Source organism: Kurthia sibirica (assembly GCF_003143975.1).
Taxonomy (GTDB): Bacteria; Bacillota; Bacilli; order Bacillales_A; family Planococcaceae; genus Kurthia; species Kurthia sibirica.
Genome location: NZ_QFVR01000003.1, coordinates 145,334 through 162,572, shown reverse-complemented (window position 1 = coordinate 162,572; position 17,239 = coordinate 145,334). Strand labels below are relative to the sequence as shown.

Below are 17,239 nucleotides of genomic sequence, written 5' to 3'. Positions count from 1 at the left end.
ATAGTTGACAGTAAAATCACTGTAGTCTACACTTAATAATAATAAAAGCATACAAAGTCGTGGAAGAGAAAGAGTATTTTTGAGTCTTGTCCTATAGAGAGCTGATGGTTGGTGGAAATCAGTGTACAAATTCAAATTGAAAATCGTCTCTGAGATAGTTAGCCGAAATTGACAGTAAGCTAACTCGGGATTCTACCGTTAAAAAGAACGCGTATGATTGTACGTCGCTAAGTGCTATTGACTCGGATTTTCAATAGTTTTAGGTGGTTCGCGAAAAAACACCACCTCTCTTTGCGAGGGGTGGTGTTTTTTGTATGCCTTTTGTACAAAAGTATAGGAGGAATAATAATGCAACAAAAAGAATCAGCTTATGAAAAAGAACAAAGAATCAAACAGAAATGGCAAAGTGACCATACATTTCAACAATCAATAGCACAGCGCAAAAAAGCGAAACCCTTCGTTTTTTATGAGGGACCTCCAACAGCAAACGGCCTACCCCATGTCGGACATGCCTTCGGTAGAACAGTCAAAGACATCGTTGCACGCTATAAAACAATGCAAGGTTTTTATGTTGAACGCAAAGCAGGTTGGGATACGCATGGTTTGCCAGTGGAATTGGCTGTAGAAAAAGAGTTGGGTATTTCTGGCAAACAAGAAATCGAAAAATATGGTATCGAAAAATTCATAAAAAAATGTCAAGAAAGCGTCTTTACCTATGAAAAGAAATGGCGTGTATTTACAGAAGATCTTGGCTATTGGTTAGATATGGAAAATCCATATGTTACGCTTGAAAATAATTATATTGAGTCGGTTTGGTCCATTTTAAGTCATGTGCATAAAAATGGTGAGCTATATAAAGGACATCGTGTATCGCCCTATTGTCCAAGTTGTCAAACCTCATTAAGCTCTCATGAAGTGGCACAAGGTTATAAGGATGTTAAAGATTTGTCTGCAACAGCGAAATTTAAACTAGTCAATGAAGAAAATGTTTATTTTTTAGGTTGGACGACTACACCCTGGACACTACCAGCAAATGTAGCTCTTGCAGTAAATGCAACATTACAATATGCAAAAGTGCAATACGAAGGTGATTATTATATCGTTGTACAATCGCTTGTTGAAAAATTATTTTCAGGACAGGCTCAAATTGTTGAAACAATGCCAGGAAGTGCATTAAAAGGCTTAAAATACGAAGCACCATTTAATTTTGTGACACTTGAAAAAGGTCATGAAGTCGTTTTAGCAGACTATGTGACGGACTCATCTGGTACAGGTATCGTGCATATTGCACCAGCCTATGGTGAAGATGATTACCGCATCGTTAAAGAAAATGGTTTATCATTTGTTAATATTGTCGATGGAAGAGGTTGTTATACAGCTGAAGTTCCGCCGCTCGCAGGTCGTTTTGTAAAAGATTGTGATGTAGATATTATTAAAATGCTTGCGCAGTCGGGGCGCTTATTTTCAAAAGAAAAATATGAACATAGTTATCCACATTGTTGGCGCTGTGATTCTCCATTATTATATTATGCAACAGATAGCTGGTTTATTAATATGCAAAAACATCGTGATGAATTAGTGAAATTAAATAGTACAGTCAACTGGTATCCAGAGCATATTAAAGAAGGTAGATTTGGCAATTTCCTCGATCATGTACTCGACTGGAATATTAGTCGTAACCGTTATTGGGGAACGCCGCTAAATGTATGGCAATGTGATGAATGTGGTCATGAAGTAGCACCTGCAAGTATCGCCGAATTACAGCAACTTAGCGGTCAATCTCTTGATACACTTGAATTGCATAAGCCTTATATTGATACAGTTGTTTGTCAATGTCCACTTTGTGAACATACAATGCATCGTACACCAGAAGTCATCGATGTCTGGTTTGATAGTGGATCTATGCCATTTGCACAACACCATTATCCGTTTAATAAGGATATTGATTTTAGTCAATCATTCCCAGCAGATGTTGTGATTGAAGGAATCGATCAAACAAGAGGCTTTTTCTATAGCTTATTGGCCGTTTCAACGCTGTATAAAGGCGTAGCACCCTATAAAAACGTCTTATCACTTGGACATATACTCGATGAAGATGGTCGTAAAATGTCTAAAAGTAAAGGAAATGCGTTAGAGCCATCAGAGATGATGGAGGCGTATGGAGCAGATGCACTTCGCTGGGCATTTATGACAGATAGTGCGCCATGGAATCCAAAGCGTTTTTCTCATAAAACGGTACAAGAGGCTAAATCTAAATTTGTGGATACTTTTGATAACGTATTCCGTTTTTATAAAATGTATGCAGACATAGATGGTTATGTATATGATGCACAAAATAAAGGCATTCATACTAAAATGGATGAATGGATCTTATCGCGCTTAGAACATACGAAAGTCATCGCTAACAAGGCGATGGAGCAATATGATTTTACGCAAGCAAGTCGTGAAATGGGATCCTTCATTGAAGAATTAAGTAATTGGTATATCCGACGAAATCGTGCGCGTTTCTGGGCAACAGGTATGTCGGATGATAAATTAGCAGCCTATGCTACATTATATGAATCATTAACAACGATTGCACAGTTAGCGGCCCCATTTACGCCATTTATAACAGAAGATATCTATACAACACTAACGGGTCAATCTGTACATTTAGCAGACTACCCAATCGGTGATGCCTCAACGATAGATGTGACATTGGAAGCGCAAATGGTCGCCGTTCGAAATATTGTGGAATTAGGGCGTCGTATAAGGAATAGCTCGGCTGTAAAAGTGAAACAACCATTGAGTGAATTATTTATTGTATCACCAGTCGAAGAATTGCAAGATTATGCGCATATTATTAAAGAAGAACTGAATATAAAAGAGTTACATTTTGTTAAAACATTAGAAGACTATGAAAAAATAGATTATAAATTAAATTTCAAAACGGCGGGAATCGCTTTCGGGAAAAATGTGAATGTGATGAAATCCCTAGTCGAAAACTTAACAGAACAACAAAAACGTCAATTCAAATTAAATGGTAGCTTAGTATTGCATATAGATGATGAACCAATTGTTTTAAAACGAGAACATGTTGAAAAAACATCTCATGTACCAGAAGGTTTTGCATTTGAAGAAGAGGCTGGTTATGAAGTCTTGATGAATTTACAGTTAACAGAAGACTTATTACAGGAAGGTCAAATGCGTGAAATGATCCGAATTATTCAAGAAAAACGTAAAGCATTAGATCTACCTGTTGAAAAATATATCGAAATAAACTTTTCAGCCAATGAAGAAAATATAGAGATTTTGAAAAAATTCGAAGCATTATTGCAAGCAAATATGCTCGTGAAACGCTTCAATTATAATAAAAAAATAGTGACACCAACGATTACGACCAAATTATTTGATGATGAATTATGGATCGAGCTTGTCTATTAAATACTCTAAAGTGAGCTATTCCTGTAATGGGACTAGCTCACTTTTCAAAAACTTCACAAATGCCATTTATTGGTCAAATGCAGATAGAGTATTGTGCCTATATCGTGAACATTTTCAAAAGTACATTGTAATTCATTTTTACTATGATAAGATAATTACGTTATTGAATAACGGTCTTACACCGATAGACAAAATCGAATAAACTTAATCATAGGAGATGTTTTATCATGTCATGGACAGTACTGTTAGTAATCGTCATTGCGGGCGTTGCAAAACTCGTTACAGCACCACCGAATATTGTGGTTGTGTGGCTAACATCAAAATTCGCTATGCATCAAAAATTTAATGCGGATGAAGTGGTTGTCACATTTGATGGCAAAACTTTAGAAGGCACAGAAAAAAGCAATTTTATCGATTCTTTTAATGAAGCAAGTTTTTTAGTACGCAACTCAATTTTTAAAGGTAATGAAGCATACTATATTGATCCACAATTAGAAGTAACACCATATATTATTCATTCGAAAAAAGGCAAAAAGGATATGAAACTAACAGTTTACTATGATCATTCAAAAGTTGAAGTTATCAAACAAATTGACAAAAGTGTTTTATCTTATAGCCTGAATTCAGAATCGCTGAAAGCTATTACAAATCCAACGCGTATAGCGGTATAATCATATGATTGACTAGTAGGAATCGGTAGCTCACCGAAGTCCTCCTAGTCAATTTTTGTATCTAATAGTTAAAAAATGTATTATGATAGTATGGCATTAACGATTAAATATGGAGGGATTAATCTGTTGAAGAAAATTATGGGTATTATACTTATATTACTTTTACTTTATCTATCTATTAATTATTTAATTGATGTATCAAATAAAGAACATACAATGATTGAACAAAATTTTATTGGAGGTTATTATGATCATTAAAAAAACAGCAATTTTAAGCGTTTTATCAGCAACTATGGTACTAGGATCCATTTCAATGCCAACCAGCTCTACGGAAGCAGAAGCAAAATCAGTCTATAGCAATTGCAAAGTATTTAATGAAAAATATCCAAGCGGTGTAAAAAAATCAGCCGCAACTAAAAATAAAGTCGTAAAACGAAATGGTAAAGTAGAATATCGTGCTTCTTCTGCAAAAGTGTCAGCAAGTATTTATAAAAAAGCAATGCAACAAAACGCGGATTTAGATCGTGATAAAGACAATATTGCCTGCGAAAAATAACATCATTTTTTTCATGATACAAAACGTGTATAATGAAAAAAAGGAGTGTTGAATTATGCCAGGACTTGTACTGAATTTTATTGTCGGATGGTTTTCATTTATGTTAGTAATGCAAGCCATAAACTATAGTGCCCAGAATTTTTCAATGCAGCGCTTTATTATACAATCGATTATTTATATCGCTGTATTTATCGTGATCTATTTGATCCATCAAATGCGCACAAAACGAAGAAAAACAGCATAAATATAAAATCCTCCACTTTATTCAATGAGTGAAGTGATTCCTAAAACTGAGCCATATTTAGATAGCTTGGTTAACATGAGTTCGGTATTGCACCGGACTCATTTTAATTTTGCCTTCATGTTGTAATAGTATATGTAATTTTGGTTCTATTATATATGTTGGGGTATTAAAACAATTCATGTTTTAGAAAAATAAAAATAGCGAAAGCTTTCCGCCGACAAGTATCGGTAGGCGCTTTCGCCATTTTTTTTTTAATCATGATGAATATACCTAAAAATAGACCTGAAAAAGCGCAGGTTCACCAAATCTTTTCTACTTAAAATGCTGAATCTAAGCAAAAGTGAGATAAGCCATACCATATGGAGTCTATCTTGAGTTCTCTCGCTGTTTATCAAATGATTAAAACAATGAAAAATTGGTGAAATGAAATATTAAGTAACTCTCTTTAGTTATAAATGATTTGATCGATTTTGAGCTAAGTATGTATTCATACAATCGATTAATAATAGTAGTATAAATCCATCCCAAGACTAACCAATAAAATAGCTAGACCTGCTTATGACGGAGCAAATTATTTTCACCCATGTATTAAAAGTAGAGTACGTATCATTAATTTATAAAAAAAACTATATTTTCAATATAATAACATAAAACTGTGTATAAAGTGTTATTATATTATATAAGAGGTGATGAAATGTATATTGCTCATACTAGTAAAAGAGGAGAAATACAAAGTTTAAAGGAACATTTACTCAATGTTGAACAATATTCTGGTGAATTTGGTAGTAAACTAGGTCTAAAGAATATATGTAGTTTAGCTGGTATGCTACATGATGTCGGGAAGTACAGTACTCAGTTTCAACATTATATAGAAGAAATAGTTCAAACAGGTAGTAGTCAGTTTTCGAATGGAGGAGATCACGCTACTGTAGGTGGGCAAATTTTATATAGAACCAGTGAAAATAAATTATTAATTGCCCCAATCATAAATGCAATTTTCTCTCACCACAGTAAACTGATGAATTTTGAAGATCCATTATCTAATTCAAATAAATTTTATCATCGATTAACGAAGGAAAATATGGAGTTGGAACGAATTGAACAACTTTTTTTTGAAGAAATACATAATAAACATGATTTTTTAGCTTGTATTGCTGAAGCAGAACTAGAATTGAAGCGCTTTACAACTCGATTTCTTCAATTTACAAAAACACAGAGTATTCCATTTAAGTCGAAATTACATTTTTTTAATCATTTATCTGTATTTCTTACAAAATTCATTTTTAGTTGTTTGTTAGATGCAGATAAATTAGATGCAAAAGCATTTGATGATGGTGAAAAAATGACTATATCAAGAGTGAATTGGTCATTATTACAGCACAGATTAAATAGTAAACTGGAATCATTTGAAGTTAAGAATAAAATTGATGAATTACGCCAAAAAATGTCGGAGCAAATTGTACAAACAGCTAATTGTGAAACAGCTATTTATTCATTGTCCCTCCCTACTGGTGGTGGTAAAACATTAGCTAGTCTTAGATTTGCTTTGGAACATTTACAACAACACAATAAAAAACGCATTATTTATATCGTGCCATTTACTACAATCATTGAGCAAAATGTTAAAGAAATGAATGAAATACTATGGCGTGATGGCGAAAAAAAAGTCATATTGGAACATCATAGCAATGTATTGCAAGATAACTTAATAGAAAATGAAGCAAAAATAAAAAGAAATGAGTATAGATTACCTGCTGAAAATTACGTTGATAATTGGAATGAATCAATTATTTTTACAACATTGGTTCAATATTTGAATGTCTTCTATAACTCCAAAAATAGAAATACGAGACGTTTTCATAATTTAGTAGATAGCATTATTATTTTTGATGAAGTACAAGCAGTACCATTGGAATCATTGTCCCTATTCAATGAATCAATTAAGTTTTTAGCTGGTATGGCAAATACAACCATTGTCTTATGTACAGCTACACAACCGGCTTTAGAAAAAATATCAAAAAAAATAAATCCTCCTTTAGAATTAGTGCAAAACTTGGGTGATGTCATTGAACAATTCAAACGAACTGAAATTTGTTATTTAGATCGTCCGGCTGGTTGGAATACAGATGACATAAAAATGTTTATAGATAGAAAAATGCAAGATGAAGATAATATTCTCATAATAATGAATACGAAAAAGGCAGCAAAAGATTTAGTATTAAATCTAATAGGAAATACAAATTTCGAAATATATCATTTAAGTACATCAATGTGCCCGCAACATCGAAGAGATGCATTGATAGATATTAAAAGCGCTCTTAGAGAAAAAAAGAAAAAAGTAATTTGTGTATCGACGCAGCTTATTGAAGCAGGTGTAGATATTAGCTTCAACTGTGTAATACGATCATTGACCGGACTGGATGCTATAGCTCAAGCAGCTGGCAGATGTAATAGACATGGAGAATATGCTGTGAAACAGGTTTATGTAGTAAAACATAGTGAAGAAAATATCTCACAATTGAAGCAAATTGAAATTGGTGGAAAGATTGCACATGCTATTTTAAATGATTGTGCTGCCAATAATGAAAATCCACTGGGAAATAAAGCGATGAAGCTCTATTTCACAAGGCTTTATGACGCATTTGATAAAAAATTGGATTATTTGATTGGCCTTACATCAATCTATGATTTGTTTTTTAAAGGTAAAAACACACTCGGTTATATGCAATATTCAAATAGTATTGGCACGGCTTCCGAGGAGTATGAGGTAATCAGTAACGACAGTGTGACAGTGATTGTACCGTATAAGGAGGGACAGGAAATAGTTAATAAATTAGTTGATCATTCTTCTATTTTTGATTTTTCACAATTGATGAAAGACGCGCAGCAATACGCAGTCAATTTGTTTAAACATGAAGAAAAAGCATTAGAAAAAATCGGAGCAATCACTACTATTAGCTTTGGCAATAAAGGTGTTCACGTATTAAATAGTAATTCGTATCATAATTTATACGGTGTAGCAATCGATTAAACAGTAGCAAATGGTTTCTATTTTTGATTGCTGTAAAATTCAGGAGGTACCTAGATGAAGAAAAGAAATCAAATCGAATTTATAGTTTCAGGGGAATATGCATTATTTACAGATCCACTTAGTCGGATAGGTGGTGAAAAAATGACCTATCAAATTCCAACAGCTTCCGCACTAATCGGTGTTGTAGAATCCATTTATTGGAAACCATCTATTTATTGGGTCATTGATGAAATCAAAATTATTAATCCAATAGCTATGGAATCAAAATCTATACGACCTATTAAGTATAAGGGAGGGAATACATTAGCTCAGTATACTTATTTATTAAATCCTGCCTATGCTATTCGAGCGCATTTTGAATTTAATTTCAATAGGAAAGATTTAAGTGAAGATTTTAATGAAGAAAAGCATCATAATATTGCTAAACGTTGTGTAAAAAAAGGTGGGCGACGTGATATCTTTTTAGGAACACGTGAATGCCAAGCTTATGTGGAACCATGTGAATTTGATGAAATTATAGGTTATTATGATACCATCAATCTTCAGTTTTCTCCTATGCTTCATAGTTTGTATTACCCAAGTCAAAGTGGAAGAGAACAACTCGAAGCGTTATTTTGGTCACCTAAAATAGAAAAAGGAATCATTCATTTTATCACATCAGAACAATGTACTTTACGTAAAGAAATAACAGACTATGAAGTAAGTACTTTTGAAATAGGTAAGAATATGCAATCAGTCGATGCGTTATTTATCGAATTAGGAGTTGAATAAATTGAGTTTTTGGAGAAGTTTAGTCAACACATATGATTACAATGAATCGCTAGCTGGCGAACAGATGACAAAGACATTTCGAAATGGTAATTCAAAAAATTATATGCTTTTACCATTGGCACATACTACTCAAACTGCACAAATTGAAGTAACAGTTACACCTAGTGGTGAGTTCTACCATGCCGAAGTAATTGAAAAAGAAATAACAGTTATACCATTTACAGAAGCTTCTGGTTCAAAAGCAGGGAGTGCGCTAAAGCCACATATGCTACATGACAAATTAATGTATGTCGCAGGTGACTTTGTAGAATATACAGGTGAAGAAAAAAAAGCAGAAGCATTTCACTTATATAATCAACAATTAAAATTATGGGTAGACTCTCGTTTTTCTACACAAACAGTTGAAGCAATCTACAACTATATTAATAAAGCACAATTAATACGAGATCTTGTTGATAAAAAAGTACTGTTTTTAGAACCGAATGGTAAGTTAATGAAAAAATGGACGGGGCATTCAGACGATAAACCAGCTATTTTTAAACAAGTAGTAAATGAACAAAGTGCAGCTTTTGTAAGATTTAAAGTACATTATCCAAATGAAGTGTATAAAAATCCGTGGCTGGACCAACAACTATTCAAAAAATATACGCGCTATTATTTATCATTAGAAAGAAAAAGTGAATTATGCTTTGTAATGGGTCAAAAATTAGGTGTGACGGAAACGCATCCAAACAAATTGCGCAATTCTGGAGATATGGCTAAGTTGATTTCTAGTAATGATAAGGATGGTTTCACCTTCAGAGGACGTTTTAAGAATGCTAGCGAAGCGATGAGTATTAGTTATCTAGCTTCTCAAAAAGCTCATAATGCGCTGAAATGGTTGATTGATCGGCAGGGATTTACCATTGATTCACGCGTCTATTTATTATGGGGAGATCAACAATTAGATTTACCATCTCCAAATGATGAGTTACCTGACTTGGATGGCTTGTTAATTGAGGATGAAATAGAAAGCTACTCAAATGATCACTTGGCACAAAACTATCATTTAATGCTACAGGGGATTTCAAATCAAAAATGGCATACAGCTGATTTTGAAATGGTTCATATTGTAGAATTGGATGCCGCTACAGCTGGCAGAATGGCAGTTGTGAACTATCGCAGCTTAGGTATAGAAGACTATATGGAAAAGATAAAAAAATGGCAAAAACGAATGTTGTGGAATAAAACCTATTATAATACTAAAGAAAAGAAATGGTTTCATTCGCTTAATACATTCACACTACGTGATATCGCAACGAGTGCTTATAGCCCAAGAGCAGACAAAGAAATGGTCATGGCGGCAATATCAAGACTATATAATTGTGTTTTAGCAGGAGCGCAGATTCCAAGTGATTTAGTACGTAATTTATATGTACGATGTTGTATGCCACAAGCATATGAAAAAATGGAGTATGTACAATTATTACAAGTATCGACAGTGGTTTTTGCAGATAAATATAATCAGGAGGCTTATAGTATGACATTACAACAATCGAATACCAATCGCAGTTATTTATATGGCCGTTTATTAGCAGTGGCAGATGTTTTTGAAGAACGTTTGTTGAAGGAATCAATGAATAATAGACCGACGAATGCATTGCGTTATATGACATCATTTTCCAATAAACCAGCAACTGTATGGAAAACGATATTCACACAATTACAACCATATTTTGTAAAAGCATCGACTAGAACCTTTATGGGTAGTTGGACTGAAAATGATACAATCCAAAAGAAAATAACTGAAATTATCGAACAATTTGCAGAAAATGATTTTTGCAATAAAGCTTTAGATGAACAATTTATAATTGGCTATTACAATCAACGTGCATTTGAATATGCAAAAAAGGGAGACAAATAAAATGACAAATATCTTATCAAATAAAATCGATTTTACAGTACTATTTACAGTGAAAGATGCAAACCCTAATGGAGATCCTCTGAATGGTAATCGCCCACGTCAAGATTTTAATGGATTTGGTGAAGTATCAGATGTAGCGATTAAACGTAAAATTCGTAATCGCCTACAAGATTTAGAGCAGTCGATTTTTGTTCAATCTCAAGATAATACAAGGGATCACTTTAATAATTTACGCGATAGAGCAGAAGGCAATGAAGAGTTAAAAAGCGTGAAAAATGATCGGAAAGCTTTTGCTATTATAGCCAATAAATCATGGTTTGATGTGCGTGCATTTGGACAAGTTTTTGCTTTTAAAGGTACAGGTAAAGATAGTGGTGTTTCTGTAGGTATTAGAGGTCCCGTATCTGTACAATCTGCTAAAACACTTGAGGCTATAAATATTAATAGTATGCAAATTACTAAAAGTGTCAATTCGGAACCTGGAGATAAGAAAGGTTCAGATACAATGGGGATGAAGCATAAAGTAGATTTTGGAGTGTATAAATTTTCTGGCAGTATTAACCCACAATTGGCAGAGAAAACGGGATTCACCGCTGAAGATGCATTGCTTATTAAAAAATCACTTGAAACACTTTTTGATAATGATGCTTCTTCAGCTCGTCCAGAAGGTTCGATGGAAGTGCGTGCAGTATATTGGTGGGAGCATAATAGTAAATTGGGGCAATATTCATCAGCACAAGTTCATAGAGCGTTAAAAGTAAGTTTGACAGGTAATCAAGACGAACCATTCGAAGTGACAAAGGATGAACTATTAGAAAATTTAAATGAATTTGTATATGAAGTCTAATTTTCCAGAAGAATATTTAATGCTATCAGGCATCCAACATTTTCAATTTTGCCGAAGGCAGTGGGCTCTAATTCATATTGAACAACAATGGCAAGAAAATGTAAAAACAGTGGAAGGTCAACTTATACATGAACGTGTGGATCAGCCACTTATCCGAGAAAAACGTGGCAATAAAATTGTAGTGAGAGCTTTACCTATTCATTCGCATACTTTAAAAACAAATGGCATTTGTGATGTCGTAGAGTTTAATAAAGATGAAAATGGCGTATATTTACCAAAAGAAGATGCTAAATTCACGATATTGCCGGTAGAATATAAGCGAGGGAAACCTAAAAAGAATGATGAAGACGTTGTTCAGTTAGTCGCACAAGCGATTTGTTTAGAAGAAATGTTTTTATATGATATTTCAGAAGGTGCATTTTACTATGATGAAATAAAAAGACGTGTCACTATTCAAATCACTACAGAAATGAAAGCAACCGTCAAACAACTTTTTGAGGAAATGTGGGGGTATTATCATAATAAATATACACCTAAAGTAAAAGTTGGAAAGCACTGTGAAAGTTGTTCGCTACAACATATTTGTCTACCGAATACGATGGAACAAGAATCTGTAAAGTCATATATGCAAAGGTACTTATAATGAGAAAATTACTGAATACATTATTTATCACTCAAGAAAACACCTATTTAACATTAAAAGGTGAAACGGTTGTCATTCTTGTTGAACAAGAAAAGATTGGTCAAATACCACTGCTGAATTTAGAAGGGATTTGTACTTTTGGATATGCAGGAGCTAGTCCCAAACTTATGGCATATTGTGCAGAAAAAGATATTAACCTGACTTTTTTCACACCTACTGGTCGATTTTTAGCAAGAGTGACGGGGAAAAGTCAGGGGAATGTGTTATTACGCAAAGTGCAGTATCGTATTTCTGATGATGAATTAGAAAGTACAAAAATTGCGAAAAATATGATTTTTGGTAAAATATCAAATCAAAGATGGCAACTAGAAAGAGCGATTAGAGATCATCCGATGCGTATAGATCATATGAAATTCAAAAAAACATCATTATATTTAAAATTAGTTCTTGAAAATATTTTACAGTGTAATAATTTAGAATCACTTCGAGGTTATGAAGGACAAGCTGCAAGTATGTACTTTAGTTGTTTTAATGATTTATTGTTACAACAAGATGATGATTTTGCATTTACGACAAGATCTAGACGACCACCCTTAGATAGAATAAATGCCTTGCTGTCATTTAGTTACTCTCTTTTATCATCTGAAGTAGGTGCTGCACTTGAAAATGTTGGATTAGATGCATACGTAGGTTTTCTACATCGCGATCGTCCGGGAAGAATGTCATTAGCATTAGATATGATGGAAGAATTACGCCCATTATTAGCAGATCGTTTTGTCATTTCACTTATTAATCGCAAGGAAATAAAAGCAAATGATTTTTTAATAAAAGAAAATGGGGCTGTTTCTCTGACTGAAGAAGCGCGTAAAATATTTTTAAAAAAATGGCAACAAAAGAAAATGGAATCACTCACGCATCCTAGATTAAAAGAAAAAATTAACTGGGGCCTTGTTCCACATGCGCAAGCCTTATTACTAGCAAGGCATTTACGAGGAGATTCAGAAGAATACCCGCCTTTTTTATGGAAATAGGAGGATACACGCATGCTAGTTGTGATTACTTATGATGTGAAAACATCAGGTGTAGGTGGCAATAAAAGATTAAGACAGGTCGCTAAAAAATGTGAATCCTACGGTTTAAGAGTACAAAATTCAGTTTTTGAATGTAATATTGATGCTGCACAGTTAGTTAAGTTAAGGTATGATTTAATCAAAATTATAAATGCGTCAGAAGATAGCTTACGATTTTATAGATTAGGTAATAATTACAAATCGAAAGTTGAACATATTGGTACAAAAGATACATTTGATTTAGATGAACCACTTATTTTTTAAGTGCGAACTATAAGCTCTCATAAAATCTTAGGGGGGTTCGCACCTGTTTTTAGCAAAAAGGATAATATATAATAGATGATTTATCCAAAAAAAGTAAATAAAATAAAAATAATGTTATTTTTCTGTTTTATTTACTTTATATTATCACTTTTTTTGCAGTCTCACTCTATATGAGTGAGTGGATTGAAATGGTAAAAAATACGGGAATGGTAGCAAGCCTAGCTGGTCTCACTCTATATGAGTGAGTGGATTGAAATCGTATCGTCGAAGTGACGGTGCATTAAGCAAAGAAGTCTCACTCTATATGAGTGAGTGGATTGAAATCAGCCCCATAATCCACCCACTTCTCTATTTTTAGGTGTCTCACTCTATATGAGTGAGTGGATTGAAATGTGTCTAATCAAAGCGATACTAAAAATTATCGACGGTCTCACTCTATATGAGTGAGTGGATTGAAATATTTCATATCCTAATTTTAACAATGAAACTACTTTGTCTCACTCTATATGAGTGAGTGGATTGAAATAATATGAACGCAATCGAAAAATACGAAATCGAAGTCTCACTCTATATGAGTGAGTGGATTGAAATTATAGAAAGAGGTGAAAAAAATGGAACGTACATTGTCTCACTCTATATGAGTGAGTGGATTGAAATAGTTTCAACACTTAATGTCGTAACGACAGAAAAATGTCTCACTCTATATGAGTGAGTGGATTGAAATTTCATGATATTTTGATAGTAAGTGTCGGATAAGCTCGTCTCACTCTATATGAGTGAGTGGATTGAAATTATTTAATTCAAATTGTTGGTATAAAATATCTTCTGTCTCACTCTATATGAGTGAGTGAATTGAAATTACTAATTCGACTCCTGAAGCTGGCACCGGATATATGTCTCACTCTATATGAGTGAGTGGATTGAAATATATCTTTTGGCTGCAAAACGGTTTTAAATTTCGTCTCACTCTATATGAGTGAGTGGATTGAAATGTCAAACGACTGCAAAGTTGAGATACCGTCAAAGTCTCACTCTATATGAGTGAGTGGATTGAAATAAATTATTAACATCTCCAACGTATTTTTCGGAGCAAGTCTCACTCTATATGAGTGAGTGGATTGAAATTAATAATAATTGTACAGTCGGTAACCATTCTTGGTCTCACTCTATATGAGTGAGTGGATTGAAATGAACTAATCGCAGAAGGTAAATACGAGGTAACAAGTCTCACTCTATATGAGTGAGTGGATTGAAATATGAAACGTGCAGAAGCCAACCCGAATTATCGTGGGTCTCACTCTGTATGAGTGAGTGGATTGAAATCCGATGCGTTAGAAATGGCCATTAGCGTAAGCGGTCTCACTCTATATGAGTGAGTGGATTGAAATTTATCAGGTAATTGGGTGGATTCAATTGGGCAGTGTCTCACTCTATATGAGTGAGTAGGTTGGAATTGTATAAAGAGCATGAAACAAAATGGTTGGGACTGATCCCTTCGGTTTAGACAAAACAAAAAAGCACCTTCAAGAAATGGGTATAAATACCTGTTATTCTTTGAGGGTGTATTTTTTATGGGCATATGTATAAGTGATCCGATGAACTTAAAATAAAAGTTATTCAGATGGCATTCGCTGGTGCTCCAATCAACCGGATTTTAGTTTTTAACTTATAAATTCTCGAAAAGTACTTAATTTTCTTATTTATAATACAATTGAAATTCTGTTCATAGTTTGAGAAAACGCTATCATTTCTATTTTTTTTACTTATAATAAATTCAAGAACAAAATATGAGGGCGTGAACATAATTTCACGTGATTGTGAGGTAAGTCCATGTATTCAAAATTAGAAATGATTCAAGTTGCAAAATTATACTATGAGATGAATTTAACTCAAAAGGAAATTGCTGATCGCTTAAGTTATTCAAGGGCGACCATTAGTAGAATTATTGATGCAGCTTTTAAAGAAGGAATCATAAAAGTAGAAATTAATTATACTTTAACATCGTTACAAAAATTAGAAACATTGATTCAGGAAAAATATAATTTGCAAAAAGTAGTTGTCTTGCCAGTTTATTTACAAGAGAGAACCTTAGTTTTGAATGATGTTGGTAAGGCAGTGGCTATGTATTTAGATGAAATTTGTAAAGAAGATTCTATTTTAGGTATTTCTTGGGGAACGACTTTAGGACATGTAGCCCCATATCTTAAAGAAAAAGAGTTACCAACAATGAAAATTGTTCAATTAAATGGTGGTATTGCCAAAGGTAGTTATACGACAGGGTCAAGTGCATTATTGGAACGTTTTGCACAGGTCTATAAAGCAGAAAGCTATCATTTACCTGTGCCAACAATAGTAGATTCTGCAGCAATTGCGGATGTGATGAAAACAGATACGGGTATACAACAGGTTTTACAGATAGGTAGAACATGTAATATTGCTTTATTTGGTATCGGCTCAATATCGTATGAATCAGTGTTGTATAAAGGTGGCTATTTCACTGAAAATGCATATGAAGATGTCATCAAAACAGGTGGAGTCGGCGATATTTGTTCACGCTACTTTAGTCATATTGGTCAGATAGTAGATGAATCGTTAAATGCCAGAACGATTGGTTTGGAATTAGAGGAATTACGCAATAAAGAACATTCCATAGCAATAGCAGTGGGAAAAGAAAAAGCGCAAAGTGTACGAGGGGCTTTAAATGGTGGGTATGTAAATACACTGTTTATTGATGAAGAATTGGCGATAGAACTAGGGAAAAGGGAGATGGGGTTAAATGATGAAAGCAGTAAAGCTATATGAACCAGGTAATTTAAAAGTGGAAGAAATAGAAGTGCCAATTATTGATCAGCATGAAGTTTTAATAAAAGTGAAAGCGGTGGGTATTTGTGGTTCCGATATTCCACGTGCATTAGTTAAAGGCGCATATTACAAAGGCTTAACTTTGGGGCACGAATTTGCAGGGGAAATTGTAGAAGTCGGCGAGGAAGCACAGGAATGGCAGATTGGAGATCGTGTGACAATTGCACCGCTTGTCCCATGTAATACCTGTGAATATTGTCAAAAAGGCAAATATGGTCTATGTGACACATATAATTATTATGGCTCGCGTACAGATGGTGCGATGGCAAATTATATTAAAGTAGGTAAAGAGAATGTCTTGAAAATTGATGATACAATCTCATATGATGCAGGTGCAATGGTCGATCCTGCTGCAAATGCTGTTCATGGTTTGTGGAGAGGTGAAATTGCCAAAGGTGATACGGTAGTGATTTTTGGTCTTGGTGCAATTGGTATGTTCGCGGTTCAATACGCTCGAGAACTAGGAGCAAAAGAAGTGATTGCCATTGATATTTTCGATGAAAAATTAGAAATCGCTCAGGTTTTAGGAGCGGATCTAACAGTGAATTCTTTAACTGAAAATGTACAAGATATTCTAGCGAACAAACAAATAAATGTAGTGTTAGATACATCGGGATCTCCAATTGCACAAGAACAAGGCATTTTAATAGCAGGCAAGATGGCCAGAGTGGTGTTACTGGGAATCTCAAATCAAGCATTAACATTATCGGCAAAAGCAGTAGATCAAATAATGCGTTATGAAATTTCATTAAAAGGATCATGGAATTCATTTTCAAATCCATTCCCTGGAAAAGAGTGGAGTTATGCGATTGAAAGTATGGCTACTGGGCGTATAAAGACAGAAGAAATTATTTCGCATCGTTTTGATTTGGATGAAACACCAGAAATTTTTATGAAATTAAAAAATAAAGAATTAGCATTTAATAAAATCTTAATATATCCGGGTGAATAATA

14 protein-coding genes, 1 CRISPR repeat array and 1 other annotated feature are annotated in these 17,239 nt (G+C 33.9%); all 14 genes read left to right on the top strand.

Features of this window, described 5'->3' with window-relative positions; genetic code table 11:
* The first annotated feature begins 51 nt into the window (after positions 1–51).
* Positions 52–291: a binding site (T-box leader), on the top strand.
* 57 nt (positions 292–348) lie between these two features.
* Complete coding sequence (gene ileS, locus DEX24_RS03645) at positions 349–3,423, top strand: isoleucine--tRNA ligase (protein WP_109305041.1); 3,075 nt, start codon at positions 349–351, stop codon at positions 3,421–3,423.
* A gap of 227 nt (positions 3,424–3,650) precedes the next feature.
* Complete coding sequence (locus DEX24_RS03640) at positions 3,651–4,094, top strand: YfmQ family protein (protein ID WP_109305040.1); 444 nt, start codon at positions 3,651–3,653, stop codon at positions 4,092–4,094.
* A gap of 75 nt (positions 4,095–4,169) precedes the next feature.
* Positions 4,170–4,352, top strand: coding sequence for a hypothetical protein (locus DEX24_RS17005; protein WP_146192963.1), 183 nt, complete (start codon positions 4,170–4,172; stop codon positions 4,350–4,352).
* Entirely contained in the window at positions 4,342–4,650 is a 309-nt protein-coding gene (locus DEX24_RS03635) for an excalibur calcium-binding domain-containing protein (protein ID WP_109305039.1), read from the top strand. Before DEX24_RS17005 ends, DEX24_RS03635 begins: the two co-directional genes overlap by 11 nt.
* Positions 4,651–4,705: 55 nt before the next feature.
* Positions 4,706–4,894, top strand: coding sequence for a hypothetical protein (locus tag DEX24_RS03630; protein ID WP_109305038.1), 189 nt, complete (start codon positions 4,706–4,708; stop codon positions 4,892–4,894).
* A 694-nt stretch (positions 4,895–5,588) separates the two neighbouring features.
* Complete coding sequence (gene cas3, locus DEX24_RS03625; RefSeq protein WP_109305037.1) at positions 5,589–7,925, top strand: CRISPR-associated helicase Cas3'; 2,337 nt, start codon at positions 5,589–5,591, stop codon at positions 7,923–7,925.
* A 54-nt stretch (positions 7,926–7,979) separates the two neighbouring features.
* Complete coding sequence (gene cas5c / locus DEX24_RS03620) at positions 7,980–8,696, top strand: type I-C CRISPR-associated protein Cas5c (RefSeq protein WP_109305036.1); 717 nt, start codon at positions 7,980–7,982, stop codon at positions 8,694–8,696.
* Position 8,697: 1 nt separating this feature from the next.
* On the top strand, positions 8,698–10,599 hold the full coding sequence (gene cas8c, locus DEX24_RS03615) for a type I-C CRISPR-associated protein Cas8c/Csd1 (protein WP_109305035.1): 1,902 nt from the start codon (positions 8,698–8,700) through the stop codon (positions 10,597–10,599).
* A gap of 1 nt (position 10,600) precedes the next feature.
* Positions 10,601–11,446 carry a type I-C CRISPR-associated protein Cas7/Csd2 gene (gene cas7c / locus DEX24_RS03610; protein ID WP_109305034.1) on the top strand — a complete coding sequence of 282 codons (846 nt, stop codon included), beginning with the start codon at positions 10,601–10,603 and terminating at the stop codon, positions 11,444–11,446.
* Positions 11,436–12,089: a CRISPR-associated protein Cas4 gene (gene cas4 / locus DEX24_RS03605; protein ID WP_109305107.1), complete on the top strand. Its 654-nt coding sequence runs from the start codon at positions 11,436–11,438 to the stop codon at positions 12,087–12,089. The genes cas7c and cas4 overlap by 11 nt, the downstream gene beginning before the upstream one ends.
* Positions 12,089–13,120, top strand: coding sequence for a type I-C CRISPR-associated endonuclease Cas1c (cas1c, locus tag DEX24_RS03600; protein WP_109305033.1), 1,032 nt, complete (start codon positions 12,089–12,091; stop codon positions 13,118–13,120). The genes cas4 and cas1c overlap by 1 nt, the downstream gene beginning before the upstream one ends.
* A gap of 12 nt (positions 13,121–13,132) precedes the next feature.
* Complete coding sequence (gene cas2 / locus DEX24_RS03595) at positions 13,133–13,423, top strand: CRISPR-associated endonuclease Cas2 (protein WP_109305032.1); 291 nt, start codon at positions 13,133–13,135, stop codon at positions 13,421–13,423.
* A gap of 158 nt (positions 13,424–13,581) precedes the next feature.
* Positions 13,582–14,877: a CRISPR direct-repeat array (repeat unit 32 nt; unit sequence GTCTCACTCTATATGAGTGAGTGGATTGAAAT).
* Positions 14,878–15,253: 376 nt separating this feature from the next.
* Entirely contained in the window at positions 15,254–16,225 is a 972-nt protein-coding gene (locus DEX24_RS03590; RefSeq protein ID WP_109305031.1) for a sugar-binding transcriptional regulator, read from the top strand.
* Complete coding sequence (locus tag DEX24_RS03585) at positions 16,200–17,237, top strand: galactitol-1-phosphate 5-dehydrogenase (protein ID WP_211310113.1); 1,038 nt, start codon at positions 16,200–16,202, stop codon at positions 17,235–17,237. Before DEX24_RS03590 ends, DEX24_RS03585 begins: the two co-directional genes overlap by 26 nt.
* The last annotated feature ends 2 nt before the right edge of the window (positions 17,238–17,239 follow it).

Coding starts and splice junctions, on each gene's coding strand:
- ileS (WP_109305041.1), top strand. CDS start 349: ATGCAACAAAAAGAATCAGCTTATGAAAAAGAACAAAGAATCAAACAG.
- DEX24_RS03640 (WP_109305040.1), top strand. CDS start 3,651: ATGTCATGGACAGTACTGTTAGTAATCGTCATTGCGGGCGTTGCAAAA.
- DEX24_RS17005 (WP_146192963.1), top strand. CDS start 4,170: ATGTATTATGATAGTATGGCATTAACGATTAAATATGGAGGGATTAAT.
- DEX24_RS03635 (WP_109305039.1), top strand. CDS start 4,342: ATGATCATTAAAAAAACAGCAATTTTAAGCGTTTTATCAGCAACTATG.
- DEX24_RS03630 (WP_109305038.1), top strand. CDS start 4,706: ATGCCAGGACTTGTACTGAATTTTATTGTCGGATGGTTTTCATTTATG.
- cas3 (WP_109305037.1), top strand. CDS start 5,589: ATGTATATTGCTCATACTAGTAAAAGAGGAGAAATACAAAGTTTAAAG.
- cas5c (WP_109305036.1), top strand. CDS start 7,980: ATGAAGAAAAGAAATCAAATCGAATTTATAGTTTCAGGGGAATATGCA.
- cas7c (WP_109305034.1), top strand. CDS start 10,601: ATGACAAATATCTTATCAAATAAAATCGATTTTACAGTACTATTTACA.
- cas4 (WP_109305107.1), top strand. CDS start 11,436: ATGAAGTCTAATTTTCCAGAAGAATATTTAATGCTATCAGGCATCCAA.
- cas1c (WP_109305033.1), top strand. CDS start 12,089: ATGAGAAAATTACTGAATACATTATTTATCACTCAAGAAAACACCTAT.
- cas2 (WP_109305032.1), top strand. CDS start 13,133: ATGCTAGTTGTGATTACTTATGATGTGAAAACATCAGGTGTAGGTGGC.
- DEX24_RS03590 (WP_109305031.1), top strand. CDS start 15,254: ATGTATTCAAAATTAGAAATGATTCAAGTTGCAAAATTATACTATGAG.
- DEX24_RS03585 (WP_211310113.1), top strand. CDS start 16,200: ATGATGAAAGCAGTAAAGCTATATGAACCAGGTAATTTAAAAGTGGAA.